Annotated in this window: 15 protein-coding genes; all 15 read left to right on the top strand. The window is 54.3% G+C overall.

Annotated features, from left to right (window positions below; genetic code table 11):
* Nucleotides 1-49 precede the first annotated feature (49 nt).
* Nucleotides 50-1,486: an FG-GAP-like repeat-containing protein gene (locus tag Q7U71_10635; protein ID MDO9392214.1), complete on the top strand. Its 1,437-nt coding sequence runs from the start codon at nt 50-52 to the stop codon at nt 1,484-1,486.
* Between the two features lie 49 nt (nt 1,487-1,535).
* Nucleotides 1,536-1,934 (top strand): hypothetical protein, encoded by a 399-nt coding sequence (locus Q7U71_10630; GenBank protein MDO9392213.1) that lies wholly within the window; start codon nt 1,536-1,538, stop codon nt 1,932-1,934.
* A gap of 269 nt (nt 1,935-2,203) precedes the next feature.
* On the top strand, nt 2,204-4,036 hold the full coding sequence (locus tag Q7U71_10625; protein ID MDO9392212.1) for a glutamate mutase L: 1,833 nt from the start codon (nt 2,204-2,206) through the stop codon (nt 4,034-4,036).
* 116 nt (nt 4,037-4,152) lie between these two features.
* Nucleotides 4,153-5,274: a hypothetical protein gene (locus Q7U71_10620; protein ID MDO9392211.1), complete on the top strand. Its 1,122-nt coding sequence runs from the start codon at nt 4,153-4,155 to the stop codon at nt 5,272-5,274.
* A 79-nt stretch (nt 5,275-5,353) separates the two neighbouring features.
* Nucleotides 5,354-7,276 (top strand): hypothetical protein, encoded by a 1,923-nt coding sequence (locus Q7U71_10615; GenBank protein ID MDO9392210.1) that lies wholly within the window; start codon nt 5,354-5,356, stop codon nt 7,274-7,276.
* Entirely contained in the window at nt 7,273-8,028 is a 756-nt protein-coding gene (locus tag Q7U71_10610) for a lipoate--protein ligase family protein (protein MDO9392209.1), read from the top strand. Before Q7U71_10615 ends, Q7U71_10610 begins: the two co-directional genes overlap by 4 nt.
* 118 nt (nt 8,029-8,146) lie before the next feature.
* Nucleotides 8,147-9,013: a DUF4388 domain-containing protein gene (locus tag Q7U71_10605; protein MDO9392208.1), complete on the top strand. Its 867-nt coding sequence runs from the start codon at nt 8,147-8,149 to the stop codon at nt 9,011-9,013.
* 82 nt (nt 9,014-9,095) lie between these two features.
* Nucleotides 9,096-9,791: a roadblock/LC7 domain-containing protein gene (locus tag Q7U71_10600; GenBank protein MDO9392207.1), complete on the top strand. Its 696-nt coding sequence runs from the start codon at nt 9,096-9,098 to the stop codon at nt 9,789-9,791.
* A gap of 10 nt (nt 9,792-9,801) precedes the next feature.
* Nucleotides 9,802-10,584 carry a hypothetical protein gene (locus Q7U71_10595; GenBank protein ID MDO9392206.1) on the top strand — a complete coding sequence of 261 codons (783 nt, stop codon included), beginning with the start codon at nt 9,802-9,804 and terminating at the stop codon, nt 10,582-10,584.
* A gap of 41 nt (nt 10,585-10,625) precedes the next feature.
* Nucleotides 10,626-10,988 carry a four helix bundle protein gene (locus Q7U71_10590; protein ID MDO9392205.1) on the top strand — a complete coding sequence of 121 codons (363 nt, stop codon included), beginning with the start codon at nt 10,626-10,628 and terminating at the stop codon, nt 10,986-10,988.
* Between the two features lie 50 nt (nt 10,989-11,038).
* Entirely contained in the window at nt 11,039-11,440 is a 402-nt protein-coding gene (locus Q7U71_10585) for a hypothetical protein (protein ID MDO9392204.1), read from the top strand.
* Nucleotides 11,441-11,588: 148 nt separating this feature from the next.
* Nucleotides 11,589-11,927 (top strand): hypothetical protein, encoded by a 339-nt coding sequence (locus tag Q7U71_10580; GenBank protein MDO9392203.1) that lies wholly within the window; start codon nt 11,589-11,591, stop codon nt 11,925-11,927.
* A 358-nt stretch (nt 11,928-12,285) separates the two neighbouring features.
* Nucleotides 12,286-14,403: a T9SS type A sorting domain-containing protein gene (locus Q7U71_10575; protein ID MDO9392202.1), complete on the top strand. Its 2,118-nt coding sequence runs from the start codon at nt 12,286-12,288 to the stop codon at nt 14,401-14,403.
* Between the two features lie 410 nt (nt 14,404-14,813).
* Nucleotides 14,814-17,657, top strand: coding sequence for a TonB-dependent receptor (locus Q7U71_10570; protein ID MDO9392201.1), 2,844 nt, complete (start codon nt 14,814-14,816; stop codon nt 17,655-17,657).
* Nucleotides 17,658-17,928: 271 nt separating this feature from the next.
* A partial coding sequence (locus tag Q7U71_10565; protein MDO9392200.1) for a hypothetical protein occupies nt 17,929-19,998 on the top strand: 2,070 nt, incomplete at its 3' end.

The raw sequence follows: 19,998 nt of genomic DNA, 5'->3' as shown, positions 1-19,998 counted from the left end.
ACGGTTTGAAAAAGTTCGAACTTTTACCATTTTAGTTGTAGGGATAATAATGAAAACAATCTGTAACATCATATTCGCCAGCGCTGTTCTATTCTTGGCTGCTAACGCTGGCGAGATCTCCTTTGCCCCATATGTGGCCATACCGACAGACGGCCCGCCCGAAGTAGTAGCCATCGGAGACGTCAACAATGATGGACTTAAGGATGTGGTAATTGGAGCTTCGTCCCATTTCGATACCATGAACGTCTACAATTTATTCGTGTTTATACAAACGACTGGCGGTGTGTTGAATACCCCCGTGAGATATGATGGCTGCAATATTGAAGCCATCGACATTGCGGATTTGAACGGAGACACCATGAGCGATATCGTCGTCGGTACCGCAGATTCGATCGCCATTTTTATACAGGATTCAACGGGTCTTTTATATAATGCCGGCAACTATTATTCAGGCAACGATGTTGATGGAGTAAAAACAGGTGATTTTAACCACGACGGTTTGACTGATGTAGTCGCCTGTCATTGGAATTCAGATTTTATACGCGTTTTCTATCAACAGCCTTACGGTGATTTCAGCCAAAGCCAGTGCTATGCAATCAACGCCGGGGGCTACGATGAAATAAGCGCGGGGGATGTCAATGGCGACGGGCTGGATGATATCGTCTTTATGCGGGGACAAGGTTATAATGAAAATATTTCAATTTTCCTTCAGGATACGTCAGGAAACATCCAAACACCAGTTTTTTACGACCTGGGCGATACCAGTACCTGTGGTTTGGCGGTAGGTGATGTAAACAACGATGGGAAAAAGGATGTGGTGGTCACTATTTCCGGGAATATGCCCGATGCCCAAATAGCGGTTTGGCTGCAAGATACGGATGGTTCTTTACAGACGCCACCTTGTTTATATAGCTGCTATCAATGCCCGACACCGGTAGAGATAGCAGATTTTGATCAGGATGGCCGTAATGACATTGCTGTCGGAAATGATAGCTGGGAAGCGTTAAGCATTTATCAACAGAATGGTTTGGGAATGATGATGCCCTATGATACAACTACAACTCCGGATCCCTCATACTACAAACCTCAGGGCTTAGCGGTAGGTGACATCAACGGCGATAATAAACCGGACATTACTTTGGCTGATGGCTCCAATGGTCTTGTAATTTTATACAACACTAGTGCCACCGGGGTTTCGGGAGAACAGGCCGGGAAAGTTGAACATAATTATGCCTTGAAATTGAAAATTGCCGGGAATAAAATCAGCTATAGACTGCCCCAAAGCGGCACAGCTTCTTTGAAGGTCTACAACCTATTGGGCCAGGAAGTAAATACATTGGTCCGGGAGAACAAAACTGCCGGGAGCTATAAGATCAATTGGGACAGCCGGGACGACAGCGGCCGCAGGGTTTCCAGCGGGGTGTACCTGGTGCGGTTGGAGGCCAACGGCCAGGCGGCAACCGGGAAGATGCTGGTAGTGCGGTAAAACGGTTCAAACCTTTTCAACCATTTCAAACTTTTTAAACTGTTAAAAGTTGCGTGAATCAATCTACATAGACGGCCAGATGCCCTCGCCCGAGCGGCAGAAGGAACTGCTGACCAAGATCGCCGACCAGATCGTCAAGCGCAAGATGACCACCCCGGCCATCCTGTTCTTCGAGTCGGTCAAGCCGCTGTCCTTCGTGGGCAGCCAGGCCCTGGTCTTTCTTCAGCCCATCATCCAGGCCTTCCTCAACCGCCGGGAGTACGATGAGATCGTGCTGATGATGGAGGAACGGGAAAACGTGGAGAAGCTGTTGATGGAAATTGAAAACCAGGAGGCCCAGTGGCAGCAGAGGGAGCAGGCCGAGAAACAGGAAGCTAAAAAGTTGAGAAGTTTGGAAGGTAAGAAAACCTGGTTCCAGAGGTTCAAAAGTTTCATAGGCATCCGGTAGGGGTTTGATTCATCAAACCCTGTTGGGCGAATTGTAATTCGCCCAGTATACCCCCAATGGGAGAGGGGCAAACCCGTAGGGGCAAATCACGATTTGCCCAAAAGGAGTTAAAGGGGCAACCATCCCGGTAGGGGCGAATCGTGATTCGCCCGATTGGTGTAATATCAGTGTGGTTCTCGTAAATGTCCTTTTACCTGGATTCCCAGTTTCATGGGAATGACCTGTGCGTATAAAAGAAAATAATCACATAAACCATCAGGAGACTCATAATGGCAGTTGATCCCAACAAGCTGAAGGTAATTCTGGTCACCGACTGCGGTAGCACCACCACCAAGGCCATCCTCATCGAATACAAGAACGGCGAGTACCGCCAGACCACCCGGGGCGAGGCCCCCACCACGGTGGAGAAGCCTTTCGAGGACGTAACCAAGGGCGTGCTCAACGCGGTGCGCGAGGTGGAGGAGCTTTCCGGGCGCAAGATCCTGAAAGGCGACGATATCATGACCCCGGCCGACGGCATGAACGGCGTGGATATCTACATGTCCACCAGCTCGGCCGGCGGCGGACTGCAGATGCGGGTGGCCGGAGTGGTCAAGACCATGACCGGCGAGAGCGCCGCCCGGGCCGCCCTGGGCGCCGGGGCCATCGTGATGGACGTGCTGGCCTCCAACGACGGGCGCCTGCCCCACCAGCGGATCGAGCGGATCCGCCACCTGCGCCCCGACATGATCCTGCTGTCCGGCGGCATCGACGGCGGCACCGTGACCCACGTGGCCGAGATGGCCGAGCTGATCGGGGCGGCCGACCCCAAGCCCCGGTTCGGCACCAGCTACATGCTACCCGTCATTTACGCCGGGAACAAGGACGCCCGGGAGATCGTCACCAAGACTTTGGGCGAAAAGACCGCCCTGCTGATCAAGGACAATTTGCGCCCGGTGCTGGAACGGGAAAATCTTAAGCCCGCCCGGGACGCCATCCATGACGTCTTCATGGAGCACGTGATGGCCCACGCTCCGGGATACAAGAAACTGATGGCCATGGCCCACGAGGTTCCCATCATGCCCACCCCGGGCGCGGTGGGGCTGATGATCCAGTCCCTGGCCAAGGCCGACGACATCGCGGCGGTGGGCGTCGACATCGGCGGGGCCACCACCGACGTCTTCTCCGTCTTCTACGGGCTCAACGACAAGAAGGAGCGCGAGGCCACCTTCAACCGCACCGTCAGCGCCAACCTGGGGATGAGCTACTCCATCTCCAACGTGCTGGCCGAGGCCGGCCTGGATAACATCATGCGCTGGGTGCCGTTCGAGCTGGACGAGGCCGACCTGCGCAACCGGATCCGCAACAAGATGATCCGGCCGACCACCATTCCCCAAAGTCTGGAGGAACTGCAGATCGAGCAGGCCATCAGCCGTGAGGCCCTGCGCCTGGCCTTCAAGCAGCACAAGGAAATGGCGGTGGGGCTCAAGGGCGTGCAGCAGGAGCGCACCATCTCCGACGCCTTCGAGCAGACCGGCTCCGGCGACACTTTGATAAACATGATGGACCTCAACATCCTGATCGGCTCCGGCGGCGTGCTTTCCCACGCCCCGCGCCGGGCCCAGTCGGCTTTGATGATGATCGATGCCTTCATGCCCGAGGGCATCACCACCATGGCGGTGGATTCCATCTTCATGGCCCCGCACCTGGGGGTGCTCTCCACAGTCAACGCTCCGGCCGCCAACGAGGTGTTCCTTAAGGACTGCCTGGTACGGCTGGGCTCGTCCATCTGTCCCTCCGGGCAGGGCAAGGAAGGCCAGCCCTGCGTTATTGTGCGCTTCACCCGGGCCGACGGCACCAAGGTGGACGAGAGCATCAAGGTGGGCGAGATGAAGCTGATCCCGCTGGGGGTGGAAAAGGTCAAGGCCCAGATCATCCCGGCCAAGCAGTTCGATATGGGGGCCGGCAAGGGCAAGGAAATGGAAGTCACCCTGGAAGGCGGAACGGTGGGCGTGATCATAGACGGCCGGGGACGGACCCTGCTGCTGCCAGCCGACAAGAAGGAGCGGATCAGAAAGCTCAACGAGTGGAACAAGGCGCTGGATATCTACCCCGCCAAGTGACCCCTCCCCGCTGCGGAGAGGGAAGCTGTAAGGGCACGACATGTCGTGTCCCAACCGAATAACGTAAGGGCAGGTTTGAAACCTGCCCCCAACTGAAGAAAAGGATATACAGAAGAATGGCACATGCATATACTCCGGGATTAAAAGTAACCGAAAAAGCGGTGATCAAAAAGGACCGCCGGCTTCCCCTGAAGGGCCAGGTGCTGGTCAAAGTGGGCGACAAGGTCACCGCCGACCAGGTGGTGGCCAAGACCGAACTGCCGGGCAACGTCCAGACCCTGAACGTGGCCGGGCTCTTGGGCATCCTGCCCGAGGACGTCAGCTCCCATATGATCAAGCAGCCGGGCGACTCCGTCCAAAAGGACGAGGCCGTGGCCATCAGCAAGGGCTTCTTTGGGCTGTTCAAGTCCACCTGCAATTCTCCGGTGACCGGGACCATCGAATCCATCTCGCCCATCACCGGACAGGTGATCCTGCGCGAGCCGCCCCTGCCGGTCCAGGTTAGGGCCTATGTGGACGGACAGGTGGTGCAGGTCAACCCGGGCGAGGGGGTGGTGGTGGAGACCTTCGGCACCTTCGTCCAGGGCATCTTCGGCATCGGGGGCGAGGTCCACGGCCTGGTCAAGATGGTGGTGGATGACCCCTCCAAGGAACTGACCCCCGAACTGCTGACCCCGGACTGCAAGGGCAAGGTGGTGGTGGGCGGATCGCTGATCAGGATCGCCGGAATGAAGAAGGCGGCCGAGGTCGGGGTCAGCGCGGTGGTGGTGGGCGGCATCAACGACGCCGACCTGAAGGCCCTGCTGGGCTATGACATCGGCGTGGCCATCACCGGCACCGAGGAAAAGGGCTTTACCCTGATGGTCACCGAAGGATTCGGCCAGATGAACATGGCCAAGAAGACCTTTAATCTTTTAAAGTCCAAGGAAGGCCTGAAAGCCTCGGTCAACGGGGCCACCCAGATCCGGGCCGGCGTGATGAGGCCCGAGGTCATCATTCCGCTGACCAGCGGCGGCCAGACCGAAGAGACCCAGAAACAGCAGGGTGGGATGGACATCGGCATGGCCATCCGCTGCATCCGCCAGCCCTACTTTGGCCTGATCGGAAAAGTTTCGGGGCTGCCGTCCGAACTGCAGAAGCTGGAATCGGAAAGCCACGCCCGGGTGCTGGAAGTAACCTTTGATGACGGAAGCAAGGTGGTGGTTCCCCGGGCCAACGTGGAATTGATAGAGGACTAAAATACTTCAAGCCGTCTTTGGATCCCTGCCGGACGTATCCATATTACAGCCATGAATCACACTCACTGAAGTTATCGCCGTGTCATCAAAACAGAAGAACATCATTCCTTTGATTTTGTCCGGCGGCCTTCTGGTCCTGTGGTTTGTGGCTTCTTTTTTCCCGGGGCGTTTTACCTGGGGATTTGACCTCTTAAATTATTATTCCCCGGCCTTCCGGCTGGCTTGGTTTTTAAGCGGGATGGCCATGGTTTCGGCCCTGCATTTTATTCCAGAACCGGGATCCCTTAAAGGCAGACCTCCCAAGTCAGCAAATATTCTGCTTATCCTGCTTTCGGCTGGGCTGGCCCTGTATCTATTATTGAGGGTCAAAATACCGCTATTGGGAGATGGCATCCTGCGCAGCCAGGAGATATCGGCCGGCCGGCTGTTCTCCCTTACCGAGCCCCTGACCACCCTGATCCACGGCTTGTTGTACCGGCTCCTGTCGGCCATCGGCTTTCAGACAAACCTGGCCGAACTGGCCTACCGGATCACCAGCGTCACGGCCGGAATGGTTATCCTGACACTATACATCTATTTCTCCAAAAAACACAGCGAAGGCCGCATCTTCTGGCCGTTGATCATCGTTTTGGCCGGGGCCGGTTTCAATCAGATCTTCTATGGTTATGTGGAGAGTTACGGCCTTTTCCTGGCGGCGGTGGGCTGGTACCTGTTTCTGGTCCGGGAAAAAATAGCGGAAACCAAACCGTCCTTTGTCCCGGCCATTTTGGCCGGCCTGGCCGCGGCCCTGCACGGTTCCGGAATATTTTTATTCCCCTCGCTGGTTTATTACTGGAAGAAAAGATCATATTTCAGCACCAAGGCCGGACTAAAAAGATCGGCGCTGGAATCACTTTGTTTTTCCGCCATCCCGGCAGCGGCCCTGGCCATAGGTTTGCTCCTGGTCTCCCGTCCGGAGATGAACACGGCGCTTTCCGAGCTTCCCAAAAGCTCGCTGCTCCCGTTATGGGGAGGTTTATGGGGCTACGGAATTTTAAGCCCCGGGCACTGGCTGGATCTGTTCAATCAGTTTTTGCTGGTCTCTCCGGCCTCATTATTATTGTTGCTTTGGGCCAGGCCGGTGAAGGGAACAATAAAAGGACCGGCCGAAAAGATCCTGGGTTTGGCGGCGGCGGGAGGAATGCTCTTCATCTTTATCGTCGACCCCAAGCTGGGCACGGCCCGGGACTGGGACCTTTTGGCCTGGCCGTTCATGGCCCTGCTGTTCTTGGGCATTCACCGGGCCTTGGCCAGGAAGCTTGAATGGCGGAATTGGTCGGTTGTCGCAGTTGTTTCCCTCTGGCTATTTTTGCCCTGGGTGCTGGTCAACGCTTCGTCAGAAAGATCGCTGGCCCGCTACACCGGCCTGCTGGCCCGGGATAGAAGATCTTCTGCTTACGGCTACGAGAACCTGGCCATCTACTACCGGGACCACCATCACCCCGAAAAAGAGGAATGGGCCTACCGGATGGCCGCGGGCAGCGACAGCCTCAATCCCCGCCATATATATAACTATGCCCTGTCACTTTCCAAGAACGGGAAATACCGGCAGTCACTGCCCTGGTTTCAGAGATCCCTGGAGTTGGATACCCGCAGCGCCAAGCGCTGGAACGATTATGGCGCGGCTTTGATAAACTGCCAGGAGCCCGGCCCGGCCATTGCCGCCTTAAATCAGGCCCTGGAGGCTGATCCCGGAAACGACCAGGCGCTTTATAATCTGGGGGTGGCCTATTCAATGGCCGGAAACTGGTCTGCGGCCGACAGCTTTTTTACCCTTACCCGGCAGACAGGATACTCCGATGCCTGGCTCTTTTATTACTGGGGCGAAGTGAAATTGAAACTTAAGCAGTATCCCCAAGCGGCAGAATATCTGGGAGCTGCCATTGATGCCGGGATCCAGGACAGCATTCTAAGGATCTATTATCAGCAGGCTCTGGCGGCCCTGAAGGGAAAAATCAAATGACCTGGCGTTTTTTAAATACCGGCCGGTCGGACGGAGCCTACAACATGGCTTTGGACCTGGCCCTGGCCGAATCGGTCCGGAATAAAAGCTCGGGGCCGGTGCTCCGTTTTTACGACTGGGAACAGCCCACCATATCACTGGGATACAATCAGGATGCCGGGCAGCTGGACCTGGAGGCCTGCCGCCAGGCCGGGGTCAAAGTGGTGCGGCGGCCCACCGGAGGCCGGGCGGTTTTTCATTTTAACGAATTCACCTACAGCGTGATAGCGCCACAAGAAAATCCGCTGCTGGGCGGGCCGGTCCTGAACACCTACCGCACCATCGCCCAGGCCCTGGTGGCCGGATTGTCGCAGCTGGGAATTGAATCCGAGCTGCAGCGTTCCCAGAGCGCCGGGGCCAGCGTCAAGGATTCGCCGCTGTGCTTCGCCGCCGCCGGCCGCTACGAGATCACGGCCTCGGGCAAAAAGATCCTGGGCAGCGCCCAGCGCCGGATACAGGGGGTGATCCTGCAGCAGGGGTCGCTGCTTTTGGCCCAGGACCAGAACCTGGCGCCGTTCTACCGCCAGGGGGCCGAAGCCAACGCCACCACGGCCGAAGAATTGCTGGGCAGGAAGGTCAGCTTTGAACAGGCGGCCGGCTGCATGATGCAGGGATTCAAACTGGCCTGGGCAGTGGATTTTACCCGGGACGACATAACTCCCCCCGAACAGCGGGAAACAGAAAAGTATCTGAGCCAGGTGGATATTTTATAAAAACGCAATTTTTTTATTGACAGATTTATTGTTTTGGTTTACACTAATAGGTTAACAGGTTCAAAAGACACTTTTTCATTTAACCAAAGCCGTCTATTTTTTTAAGGCAAACCATATTATGGGCTTGCAGGCCGATCTCTCCGATTTTACCCTTTCGGAGATAATTTACTTTTTATCCCACTTCAAGAAGACCGGGGTGCTGACGGTCAAGGCCGGCAGCAGCTTCGGCGAGGTCTATTTTGACAAGGGCGACACCGTCCATGCCATCCTGGGCGACATCAAGGGCCCGGAGGCGGTGTTCAACCTGTGCCTGGAAACTTTGGGCGAGGCCAAATACACCGCCGGCCCCAAATCCCCCGAGATCACCATCAAGGACGGGGCCGGGAAGATACTGGAAGAGGGGGAACGCCGCCGCATAGAGATGGCCGAGATCCTTAAGACCCTGCCGCCGCTGGACACCGTGCTGGCCCGCACCGCCCAGGCCCCCGAGGAAACCGCCGTCACCATCCGCCGCAGCGACTGGACCATCATGGCCCTGGTCAACGGCAAGCGGGACATCCGGCAGATCGTCACCGACAGCAAGCTGGGGATGTTCGAAGTGGTCAAGACAGTATCCTGGCTGCTGGCCAAGAACCTGGTGATGGATCCCAAGGAAATGGAGCGCCTGTTCCGGGACAAGGTGAATTTCGTAAACCTGCTGCTGGACGAATTCGGCGTCAAGGGCACCGGGGTGGCTCCCTACCTGGAACTGTTGAAGGCCACCCTGGCCGAACTGGACAAGGGGGGGCGGATGGCCCGGCACTTGGAATTCGGAGCCGACCGGATGAACATAGCTCCCGGACCGCTGGCCGACGTCACCAGGGAAGAGATGATCGAGATCTGGGAACGGCTGTCCGACGCCATCCAGAAAAAAGGATTAAAGGAATACGGTCCGATGCTGGGCAAGCACAAATACCAGACCGCCCAGGCCCGTTCCCTTAAATAGAATATCAGGGAGTAATTGTTGCTCTGCTCCGTTACCCGATCTGTCATTATTCCCAGCATACTTAATTAATGCAGGAGCCCCTATGGCTAAAGACCCGGCCGAATTAGTGGAAAGTGTTTTAAAGATGGAGGCGGTCCGGCACTCCGTGGCGGTGGCCAAGGAGGACGGGACCATGGTCAAGGCTTCCGCCGGGGCGCCATCCAACCTGGGCGATGTGGTGGCCTTTCTGGGATCGGCGGCCGAGGTCATTTCCTCCAACCTGGAGCTGGGCGAGCTCAGCTCGGTGCTGGCCGAGGGCCAGAACCATAAAATGCTGATCCTGCCCCACGAGACGGTCTATCTGGGGGTGGACCTCGATCCGGCCCTGTCCCCCTGGTGGGTGCTGCAGCCCACTCCGTTGGACCTGCTGTCGGAAAGCAAGATGGCTGAGATCTCCGAGGCCGAGGAACTGCTTAAACAAAAGATGATCCTGGTCAACCTGCTGCTGGAAGAATTCGGGGCCCAGGGGGAAAAAGCGCCCGAATGGCAGGAGATGCTGGCCCGCGAGCTTAAGAACGTGGATCCCTCCGGACGCCTGGCCAGAATGGTGGCCGCCGGCCCGGGAAAGATCTCCCTGAATGAAGGGATAAAGACCGACATCACCAAAAAAGAAGTTGGCGACGCCTTTGAAAAGCTGGTCAATCTGACCTGCAAGAAAGCCATAGCCTCTTTGGGGTTTGTGGAGGTCAAGCAAAAATTCCAGACCGTGATCTCGCGGCTGGCAACGGAAAAGAGGTGAGGCAGTGAATATGGAAGAGATCCTCATACGACTTTCCAGCCTGCAGGGCGTGACCGGCAGCTTTTTTGTGGGCGACGACGCCAGTTTCGTTTCCCAGACCCTGTCCAAAAGCTTCGTCAAGGAGAATGCCCAGAGGGCGGTGATGGTGCTGGCCCAGACCTTTGACGCCCTGAACCAGGTGGCCCAGTTCCAGATCGCCAAGATGATGGTCAACTCCCGGGGCATCCGGCTGTTCATCCGCCGCACCGACAAGGGCTACCTGAACCTGCTGACCGACGCCACCGCCGACGCCGCGGTGATAGACGCCGCCCTGGACGGAGCATTGGTCGAGATCAAAGACCTGAGCACTGCCCCGGCGGTTCAGCCAGCCCCGGCTCCGGCGGCTCCGGCCCCGGTGGTTCCGGCCAAGCCTGCTCCCGCCGCTGCGGCTCCGGTGCCGCAGCCCGCTCCGGTCGCCAAGTCTACCGGCGCTCCGGTTCCGGCTGCCCCGCCCAAGCCCGCTGCCACTCCTGTTGCAAAGCCGGCAGTTGCGCCCAAGCCTGCCCCGGTCCCGGCCGCGCCGCTTGAGGCTGAGGTGCTGGATAAAATATTGGTAATAGCCGAGGAGTTTCTGGGCGAGCTGGGTCCGGACATCTTCCAGAACCAGATGACCGACCACAAGGTCAACAAGGAAAAACTGCAGCGCGACCCGGTGATGAAATTCTGCTACGGCCTGCAGAAGGACGCCGCCATGATCATCGGCCCTTCGGCCGCCAAGCAGATGGCGGATAAAATGATGTTGCTTTTAAAATAAAATCAGAAGGCAGAAGGCAGAAGGCAGAAAAAGAACAGGATATGATTGACTTAAAAATAAGGACCAAGAATTTTGCCCTGCAAATAATCCGGTTATATTGCAATCTGCCCAATAACAATGTCACCCAAATACTGGGAAAGCAGGTGCTGAGATCTGGAACCTCGGTCGGCGCCAATTATCGGGAAGCAACCCGGGCCCGGTCAACCCGGGAATTCTGCTCCAAAACCAATATTTCGCTTCAGGAACTCGATGAGACAGGGTACTGGCTGGAGCTGATTTCTGAAAGCGGTGTTTTAAATTCGCCGGAGATGGATGCCGCCATCAAGGAAACGAATGAGCTGACCGCCATTTTTGTTACCATGATCAACAACGCAAAGGCAAAACGGAACAGGCCAGGCACCTGAAAAGTTATTTTGCCTTCTGCTTTTATAATTTTGATTTGAAGGAGGGTTAGATGTTCAAGCAACTGCTGTATCCCGGCGAGTACCTGTGGTATGTGACGGTCACCAATCTGGTCACCATCCTGGGAAGCATCCTGCTGTGGGTGGCCTGCGTGCTGTTCGGGCTGATCGCCCGGAAGTACGAGACCGTGCTGCGCAAGAAGACCAATTGGCAGTACATGATCTTCGCCCCTTCCGGAGTGCTGGTCTATGCTATGATCCAGATCATAGCCTTTGCCAGCCAGGTCAAGCTCAACGTCATCCAGTCCTGGATAGCCTACTCTTTCTTTCTGCTGTCCGGGGTGCTGTCCTTTTTGGGCGCCATGAAATTCAAGAACGTGGTCACCCCGGTAAAGAAGCCGGCCCCGGCCGCCGCTCCAGCCGCTGCCCCCAAGCCCGCCGTCGCGGCCAAGTAGTAGCTGCTAACGGCACTGGTTTTTTATCAGGAAACCAGGAAGCCAGGAATATTTTCATGTTTCCCTGCATTCCTTATAGATACCGACTCGCCCGGGTTAGGTTTTTTAAATCACACTCCTTTTTAAATCACAATCAAGGAGCTCTCAAATGGAAGTCTCTATACCAGCCGAACTGCTTTTTGCCGTGGCCGTGGCGTTGTTCGGCCTTTCATTTTTTTACTATGCCAGGATATTAAAGCGGCTGCTGGCCATCATCCGCCGCCCCTCGGTAATTTGGGTGCTGCCCCTGGTGGGGGCAATCTTCCTGGGACTGGGTGCCATTTTCCATTTTCTGCCTTTGGCCATCTACCCCCGGCTGGATCCCTCACGCACCGACCAGCTGATGCAGCTTTGCCAGAGCCGAAGCATGGAAGCGGCGGGTATATTTTTGGCCGGGTTCATCTCCATCATCGCCGGTCTGATGTACACCCGCTGGACCAGCCGGTAGGCAGGCTGCCGACAACTACGTCCGGCCAGCCAAAAAGGTTTCCCGGAGGCAAGTTTTAGGGGATAAGAGCGGCGGCAAATAATACTCTTCCCGGGCAGGGTTGGCCGGTAATGGTTGGTAGCCCCGGGCCTTCCCTATCCAGCTAAAAAATATTTCAAATATTTTTTAACAAGCTATTGACAAACTTGTTAAAAAGTGATAATCTTTTAAAGTTACAGAAAGATATATTTGATAAAAGTTTACGAAAGGAGGTGGCGGTAAAGAATCCTGTTTTAAGCAAGGCAACAACCAAGGAAAAGACCGGCCCAAAGACCTGCCGGTAAGCAACCATTTTAAAACTTAAAAAGGAGTCCAACCCATGAAAAAAGGTTTGATTTTGTGTCTGGCGCTGGTATTGGCTTTTGCCATGGTGGCCACGGCCAAGAAAATGGATCCCAGAGCCAACCTGGTCACCAAAGACGGCGATGCCCCGGTGGTCAAATCCTCCGGTGCCAAGCTTCCCGGAGTAGGTCAAATTGTTAGCGCCACCGGTTATGGCGATGCCTGGCGGGCCACTGCCGGGATGGCCGGTAAAAGCATATGCTCGGATCCCAGCGGAACCTATCTGGGCATGGTCTATGGAATATCCGGCAGCCCCTGTGACCTGATATTTGGCTATTCTCTGGACGGAGGCGCCACCTGGGGTACCCAGACCATTTGGGCCGCTGCGAATCCTTCCGACACCAGGTGTTACAATGGACTGGCCTTTGACGCCGCCATTACGCCATATATCGCCTGGCAGGACCGGACCAACAATTCCATTCAATGGTCCAAGGACGAAGGTGGGATCGGCGCCGGCCTGTGGGTCACCCCGGATACCTTGGCCCGCGACTCGGTGGCCTGGTACATTCCCGGCTTTGCCATCAGCGGAAACAAGATGGTCGTATCGGCCTTTTCCCACGGAAATGCCGCCCCCTTTGGCGACTTTTCCATTCACGCGTCGATTTCCAGCGACCTGGGCGCCACTTGGGATGCAGCGTTACCAAGAAACCCGCTGCCCTATGGCTGGAGCAAATGGGGTTACAACGAGATCTCCGGTCAGGGCTGGGATCTTGACGAAGCCGACTGGCTGATCTCCGGCAGCGGCGACACCGTGATTGCCTACTTTGATCTGGTCGGCGATACGATGATGTATGCAAACGATACCTACAGCTCTTTCTTCCCGGTCTATAAAACGTCCTACGACGGCGGGACCACCTGGCAGCCGATGCAGACATTCGCTCCCCCGGCCCAGTATTGGTACGGCGGCTGGTGGTATATGTACGACGGCGCCTGGATCGGCGACAAACCGTACTTCTTGTTCACTTGGCAGGACGGCACCTGGAACGGCAACGCCCTGTTCGTGTATTTCCCGACAGTGGCCGGCGACTACAGCGCCTGGACCTGCCAGCGCATCTCCGATATTCCCGGCACCCTGGCCGGCGTTACCCCCGGCGACCTGAATGGCAGCGCGGTTAACTTCCCCTGCTTAAGCAGCGATGCGGCCGGAAACATATATGCCACTTACAACGATTATCCCAAGAACAGCGACAGCTACGAGATCTTTGGCGTGGCCTCCACCGATGGCGGCACCACCTGGAAGACCCCGGTGCAGCTGACCACCGAAGCCCCCGAGTTTGACGGCAACTATTACATGGAAGCTGCCGAAGTGGCAGGCGGAGACAATATTCACTTGCTATTCCATGATCCGGCCTACACCAACATCTACTACTGGTCAGTGCCCACTGCCACCATCCTGGCCGGCACCACCCGCCCTGACGAGATCACCCTGGCTCCCGATCTGGTCAACGCCATTGGCGGCGGCTGGGGCGGCCCGGTAGACGCCACCATGGATACCTTGTCTGCGACTGGCGATACGCTGACCACCTATTGGTCACCCAAGGTGGCCATTGGCGGAACTTACGAAGTCCAGATCTGCAAATCAGCCGACTTCAGCAGTTCCGACGTGTATCAGCTTAGCGATGCCGGACTGAATGTCAACTACATCACGGTGGTAGGCCTGCCCGACACCAATGTGGTCTGGAACTGGAGAGTCCGCTCGATCAAGGTCGCCAATTCACCCTGGAGCGCGGTATTTGACTTCTATTACAAGGGCACCACGGTTGATTCCACACCTTGGACCAATCTGGGCGTAGAGGGCACTCCCACCGGCACCACCGCCCACAAGTTCAGCTTGAACCAGAACCGGCCCAACCCGGTGAACAAGCTGGCCGAGCTTTCCTTTACCCTGCCCAAGTCCGGCAACTACAGCTTAAAGATCTACAATATCGCCGGGCAGGTCATCCGCAATTTGGACGGCAAGGGCAATGCCGGCCAGAACACAGTCACCTGGAACGGAATGGACAACGGCGGCCGCAAGGTAGCCAACGGCGTGTATCTGTATAACCTGAACGCCTTCGGCAACAGCGCCACCAAAAAATTAGTGGTGGTCCGCTAACTTTTCCCATCACAGCTTTCGGTAAAGTTGTAAGCTTACCTTCCTCTCCGGCCTTTGGCCGGGGAGGAAGGGGTTTGTGCAGTATTCTGAACTTCGGCATTAAAATAAGCAGGTCATTCCAAGAGCAATTTCTTTCCTGCTTATCGAAAAATCTGGCGGAAACCAGTTTCGGTTTTAGTTTGATTTCTTTTGGCTTTGATGAGACAGGGTCGTTTTCAAAGCAGAAAATATATGGTGAAGCCGGTAACATTATGATAAAACAAATAAATTATAAAAAAGAAACCATTTTAATCAAGGAGGTGAAATCCTCAACAAGTCCTAAACGTTAATTGTTTTAGGTGGAACTATTCTTAGGGGTTTTTACATTAAGAAGTCAAAATTAGTATAAATTTATACTGGAGGGAAATTCAATGAAAACAGTAAGGGTACTGTTAGTTCTGATGCTGGCTTTTACGGCCGTGGGAAACATGGCCTGGGCCGGCACAGTCGGAAAAATCAACGGCGTGGTGATAGACGCCGAAACCAGGGAGCCGCTGCCCGGTGCGGTGATTACCATGTTGGGTACCGCCATGGGCGCCAACACCGACCTGGACGGCAGGTACACAATCAGCAACGTGCCGGTGGGGACCTACACTGTTCAGGCCAAGATGATGGGTTACGAAACCCAGAACATCACCGGTATTAAATCCATCATGGATCTGACCACCCCGGTCAACTTCAAGCTTAAATCCACCATTATCGAAATGGAAGGAACGGTGGTCAAGGGCGACAGGGGTGTCATTCAGGTTCGGGCCGACATCACCAGCACCACCAAGACAGTCTCCACCAAGGAAATCGAGAATATGGCCGGTGTTCGCAGCTACCAGGATGTGGTGGCCGGGCAGTCCGGGGCGGTGGAAAGTTCGGGGGGCGGATCCGGAAGCACCAGCGGCATCCACATTCGGGGTGGCCGGGCCAACGAAATTGCCTATTTTGTGGACGGGCTTTCCACCCAGGACCAGGTGACCGGCACCAGCGGCGCCAACATCAATAACAATGCCATCCAGGAAGTGATGGTCATTACCGGCGGCTTTAACGCCGAATACGGTTCAGCCATGTCGGGTGTGGTTAACGTGGTCACAAAAAGCGGCTCCGCCAAGCTGGAAGGCATGATGAGGGTCCGCACCGACGCTATTTTCCCCAAGGAAAATGAGTTGAATTTAGGCTACAACGGACTGGAAGCCAATCTGGGCGGTCCCATCTACAAATTGACGGACTTTAAATTCTTTCTTTCCGGGGAAGTCTATCGTCGTCAATACGACGATCAATGGCTGGCCCTGCCCCACACAGAGCGCGAATTCTACTCTGGGCAGGCCAAGTTGACCTTGGATAAAAGGATGTTCAAGGCTACTTTGGGCGGATTTTTTTCCCGCACCCAGTTTGGCATTGCTTATGGACGGGACTATAACGGGGATTTCCGTTATAATGTAAACGGCAGCCCTTCCCGTGTTCAGAAAAGTCAACAGGTGCAGACCACAGTTACCCATATGCTATCCAAGGACATCTTTTATAACGCCAACGCAGCCTATTTTAAAACCACTACCACCACCGGGGTTCGCAAGCAAAATGCCAGCGGTTTTGCCGGATGGTTCAACGATTACGAATTCAAAGAGCCCTACTCAAACAACTGGTTTAAAGATCCCACCAATCCTTTTTATACCGGCGATACCCTGGAAGGATACCGGGATTTCAACAAGGATGCTGCGGACTCCAACCCCTACGGTGTGGCTAAGTTTTTCTATGTTGGAGACTATCCCAACTACCAAAGGAGAGAATCCGATTACGCATTGGGCAGAATAGACATGACCGCCCAGGTTACCCAGGCGCATCAGTTGAAAAGCGGGCTGGAAATTAAATTCAATACTGTCAAGTTCCACTCATTAGGCTATGCGGCCAGCAGTGTGTATAATGATTCCACTGGAGAGGTTAACTATACCTACCAACCCGATAATTATACCTATTACCCCTTCCAGGGCAGTTTTTATGTTCAGGACAAAATGGAATTCCAGGGAATGGTGGTCAATGCCGGCGTCCGCTTGGACATGCTCAATACCCAGTCCGAGCATCTGGCGGATGTTACCGACCTGCAGAACATAACCTGGAAGAAAACCACTATGAAATACAAAGTTTCTCCCCGGCTGGGAATTTCTTTCCCCATTTCCGAAGTAACGGCCCTGCGATTTTCCTACGGCCAATTCTTCCAGCAGCCGGATATGCAATACTTATATGAGAATGTGGCAACTGTTGCGACTTCCAGCAACGTTACGTTCTTGGGCAACCCCGACCTGAATGCCCAGCAGACCACCTCTTTTGAACTTGGTCTGCAGCATCAGTTCTCGGCCACCTTGTTGGCCAACGTTACCGCATATTACAAGGATATTTACCATTTATTGGGAACTCGCCGGATTGTGGCTTTGCCTAAGGCTTATTACTTATACATTGATGCCGACTACGGCAATGTAAAGGGAGCCGAGATCCAACTTGATGTCCAGCTTACCAGATGGCTTACCGCCCGGGGTTCCTATGGCTTGTCCATGGCTCGGGGCAGCAGTTCCTACGTCTTCGAGGTCTATACCACCAACTATAACGCCGGAAGCGAAGACTGGGTGCCCAAGCAGGATTATAATCTGGAATACGACCAAAGGCATAATATTTCGGCATCGCTTTCGGTGGGCTTGGAGCAAGGCGACGGGCCCAAAATATTCGGCATCAGGCCGCTGGAAATGCTTAGTGCCAATATCAACACAAATGTAGGCAGCGGATATCCTTATACCAAAACCGACCTGGATAACAAGCCTTTGGAGTTGAACAACAGTTCCCGCCTGCCCTGGACCTATAGCACCGATATGCGTGTCAGCCGTGACTTCAAAATATGGAGGCTGAACCCCAGCCTGTTCTTGGAGATAGACAACTTGTTTAACAACCAGAATGTGGCCTCCGTTTACACCGGCACTGGTGATCCCGAAAGCGACGGCTGGTACGAGAACGGCAAGTTGTCGATATATGCCACGCCCATTACCCGGTATTACGCGGATGGCACCGCGAACCCGCTCTATAGTGTTAAGGCCGACTTGAACCGCGATGACTATGTTTCCGCGGAAGAGCATTATCTGGCGGCGGTCAAAGCTCACGATGAATTACAGAGAAATGGCTTAAATTCATTTCCCTACGAAGCATCCCGCCGGGTCAAACTTGGGATGAGCATTAGTTTCTAGTTCTTGCCCCCCCGGCGTTTTAGGAGAAAACACAATAATGCTAAAGCGCCGGGGCCAATAAGACATTTACAATAATGAAAATCCGCTTTAGGAGGAAATTTAAATGAGGTTTAACAAAGGGAGACCGGCTGGCCAAGGGCTGATAATGTTGATGGTTGTTTTAGCTCTGTTGTTCAGCTCGATTACCATGGTTTGGGCCCTGCCCAAAGAACCAGTTCCGCAAAACAACAAAATCGCCGACTGGAAGTTGCTCAGTAAAAATAACTTTTGGATGGGCATAACCAATAACGGCAGTTTAGGGCAGGACAAGGGTGGCGGCAACGCCTATGGCTTTTGGCCGGCGCCGACCATGGATGCCAATGGCGAGTTATCCAATAAAATGAATTACATCTTCGGCTGGGGCTTGTGGATCGGCGCTCAGATCAAATCCACCAAGCCCGGCAAGACCCGTGACACAATGTGTACTTTTGGATATAACCCCAACAACGGCGCCTGTGAATTCACGGCCGGGGGAGTTATTGGCGGCGTACCCCAAGCCGAGGCCTCTTCAACTGTCAAAATATATTCTTCGGACGGCGATTGGGAATTACAAAACTCAGCCGGAAATGACAGCGTGATTTCGATGATGGATACCAGGTCCATCTATAACGATTACGATATCCTTCAGCATGCCACCGGCGGCAAGCCGCTTAAAGTTGAGGTAATCCAAACCACCTATCAGTGGAACTACCCCACCAACCAGGACATCATATTTTTCCTGTTCGAAGTGAAAAACACCGGTACCGACACCTTGTTTGACGTCTATCTGGCCCCCACCGCCGACTGTGATATCGGAAACGAATCAGGTACTGCGGCCAACGACGTTTGCTTTTTTGACTCCACCACCAATATGGCCTATCAGTATCAAACTTCCAAAAAAGAGACCGGGTGGAGCCGTGAGCCGGGTTGCGTGGGCTTTATGTTTTTAGAAAGTCCCAAAGCCACCAAAGATTTTACCTTTCCCGACGGATATAAAATCACCAAGGACAGCACTATTGGATTGGTCGCCTTCAAGGTTTTCAACATCAACATAGATCCGCCGGGCAATCTGGAACAGTATAAAGAGCTGGCCGGATACAATTACCAGACCGGGCAGTTTGCCCGTTTAGATCCCAAGCCGGCTTCCGGAGACCAGCGTTTTATGGAATCCACCGGCCCCATCGACTTGCTTCCGGACTCTACCGCCAAAACAATCGTAGCCGTTATTGGCGCAAATTTCAATTACACCAAAGGCGTTCACGATACTATTGCAATTGCCGATCTAAGGACCAAGGCTAAAACAGCCCAATTGATTTACGATGCTAATTGGCTGCTGCCTGGGCCGCCGCCGGCCCCGAAACTTTCAGTTACTGCCGGACACAAAAGGGTCATAGTCGGTTGGGATAATACTTCGGAAATTGAATCCGACCCCATGAAAAACAAGAATTTAGATTATTGGAATAAAGTAGCATCGGACAGTTCCACTATATCAAAGTTTGATCCGAATTTTAACGCCTATATTCTTCAGGGGTATAAACTCTATAAAAGCACAGACGGAAGCGTTTATGAGTTAATGGCCCAGTGGGACAAGGACGACAGGTTTATCGTCGATTCTACCGGGGTTACAGTTGTCGGCCCGGAGATACTTAAGGCTGCCATCCGGCCCACTGGCGATACCCTGTATCATACTGTTGTGCTCAATTCAAATTGGATAGCTACGGGTAAGGATTCGACCTTCATTTGGAAGGACAATTCTTTCATAACCGATACCCGCGGCACCAATAGCGGACTGCAGTATTCATTTGTGGATGAAAACCTGATAAACGGGATGACCTATTATTATTCAGTCAGGGCATATGGTGTCAACTGGCAATCTACCCTGAACGGGGCCAAGGACAGCATCATTGATAAGTCGCCGACCTATTATGAAACCTCAATCGGGGAGAATGCAACCGCAGTGGTCCCCCGCAGCGAACCTTCCGAATATGTGGCTCCCAAAACCTGGGTTTCTGATTATGCTGGCAGATCATATAATTGGGGGCAAAAAATCAGCATTACCGTGGACCTGCCCAGGGCCGTAAAAAAGAAAACCTATCGGCAGGAATGGGGCCCGGTGACCCGCAGTGGCGATTTAGACACTTCGTCCATTGGAACTGCCATACAATATGCCCCGGTACTGTCATATCGAGTGATAGACATGGATGCAGATACCGTGGCGGTTCCCTGGACCAAAAGCACTATGGCTTACGATTCTGTTCGCGGTTGGGATATATTTTTAAAGACGGTCAAATATCCCCCCGGAAATTTTATAACTTTGATAAAC

It is taken from the genome of bacterium, assembly GCA_030655055.1.
Lineage (GTDB): Bacteria > Edwardsbacteria > AC1 > AC1 > EtOH8 > UBA5202.
This window is presented reverse-complemented; position numbering and strand designations above follow the sequence as displayed.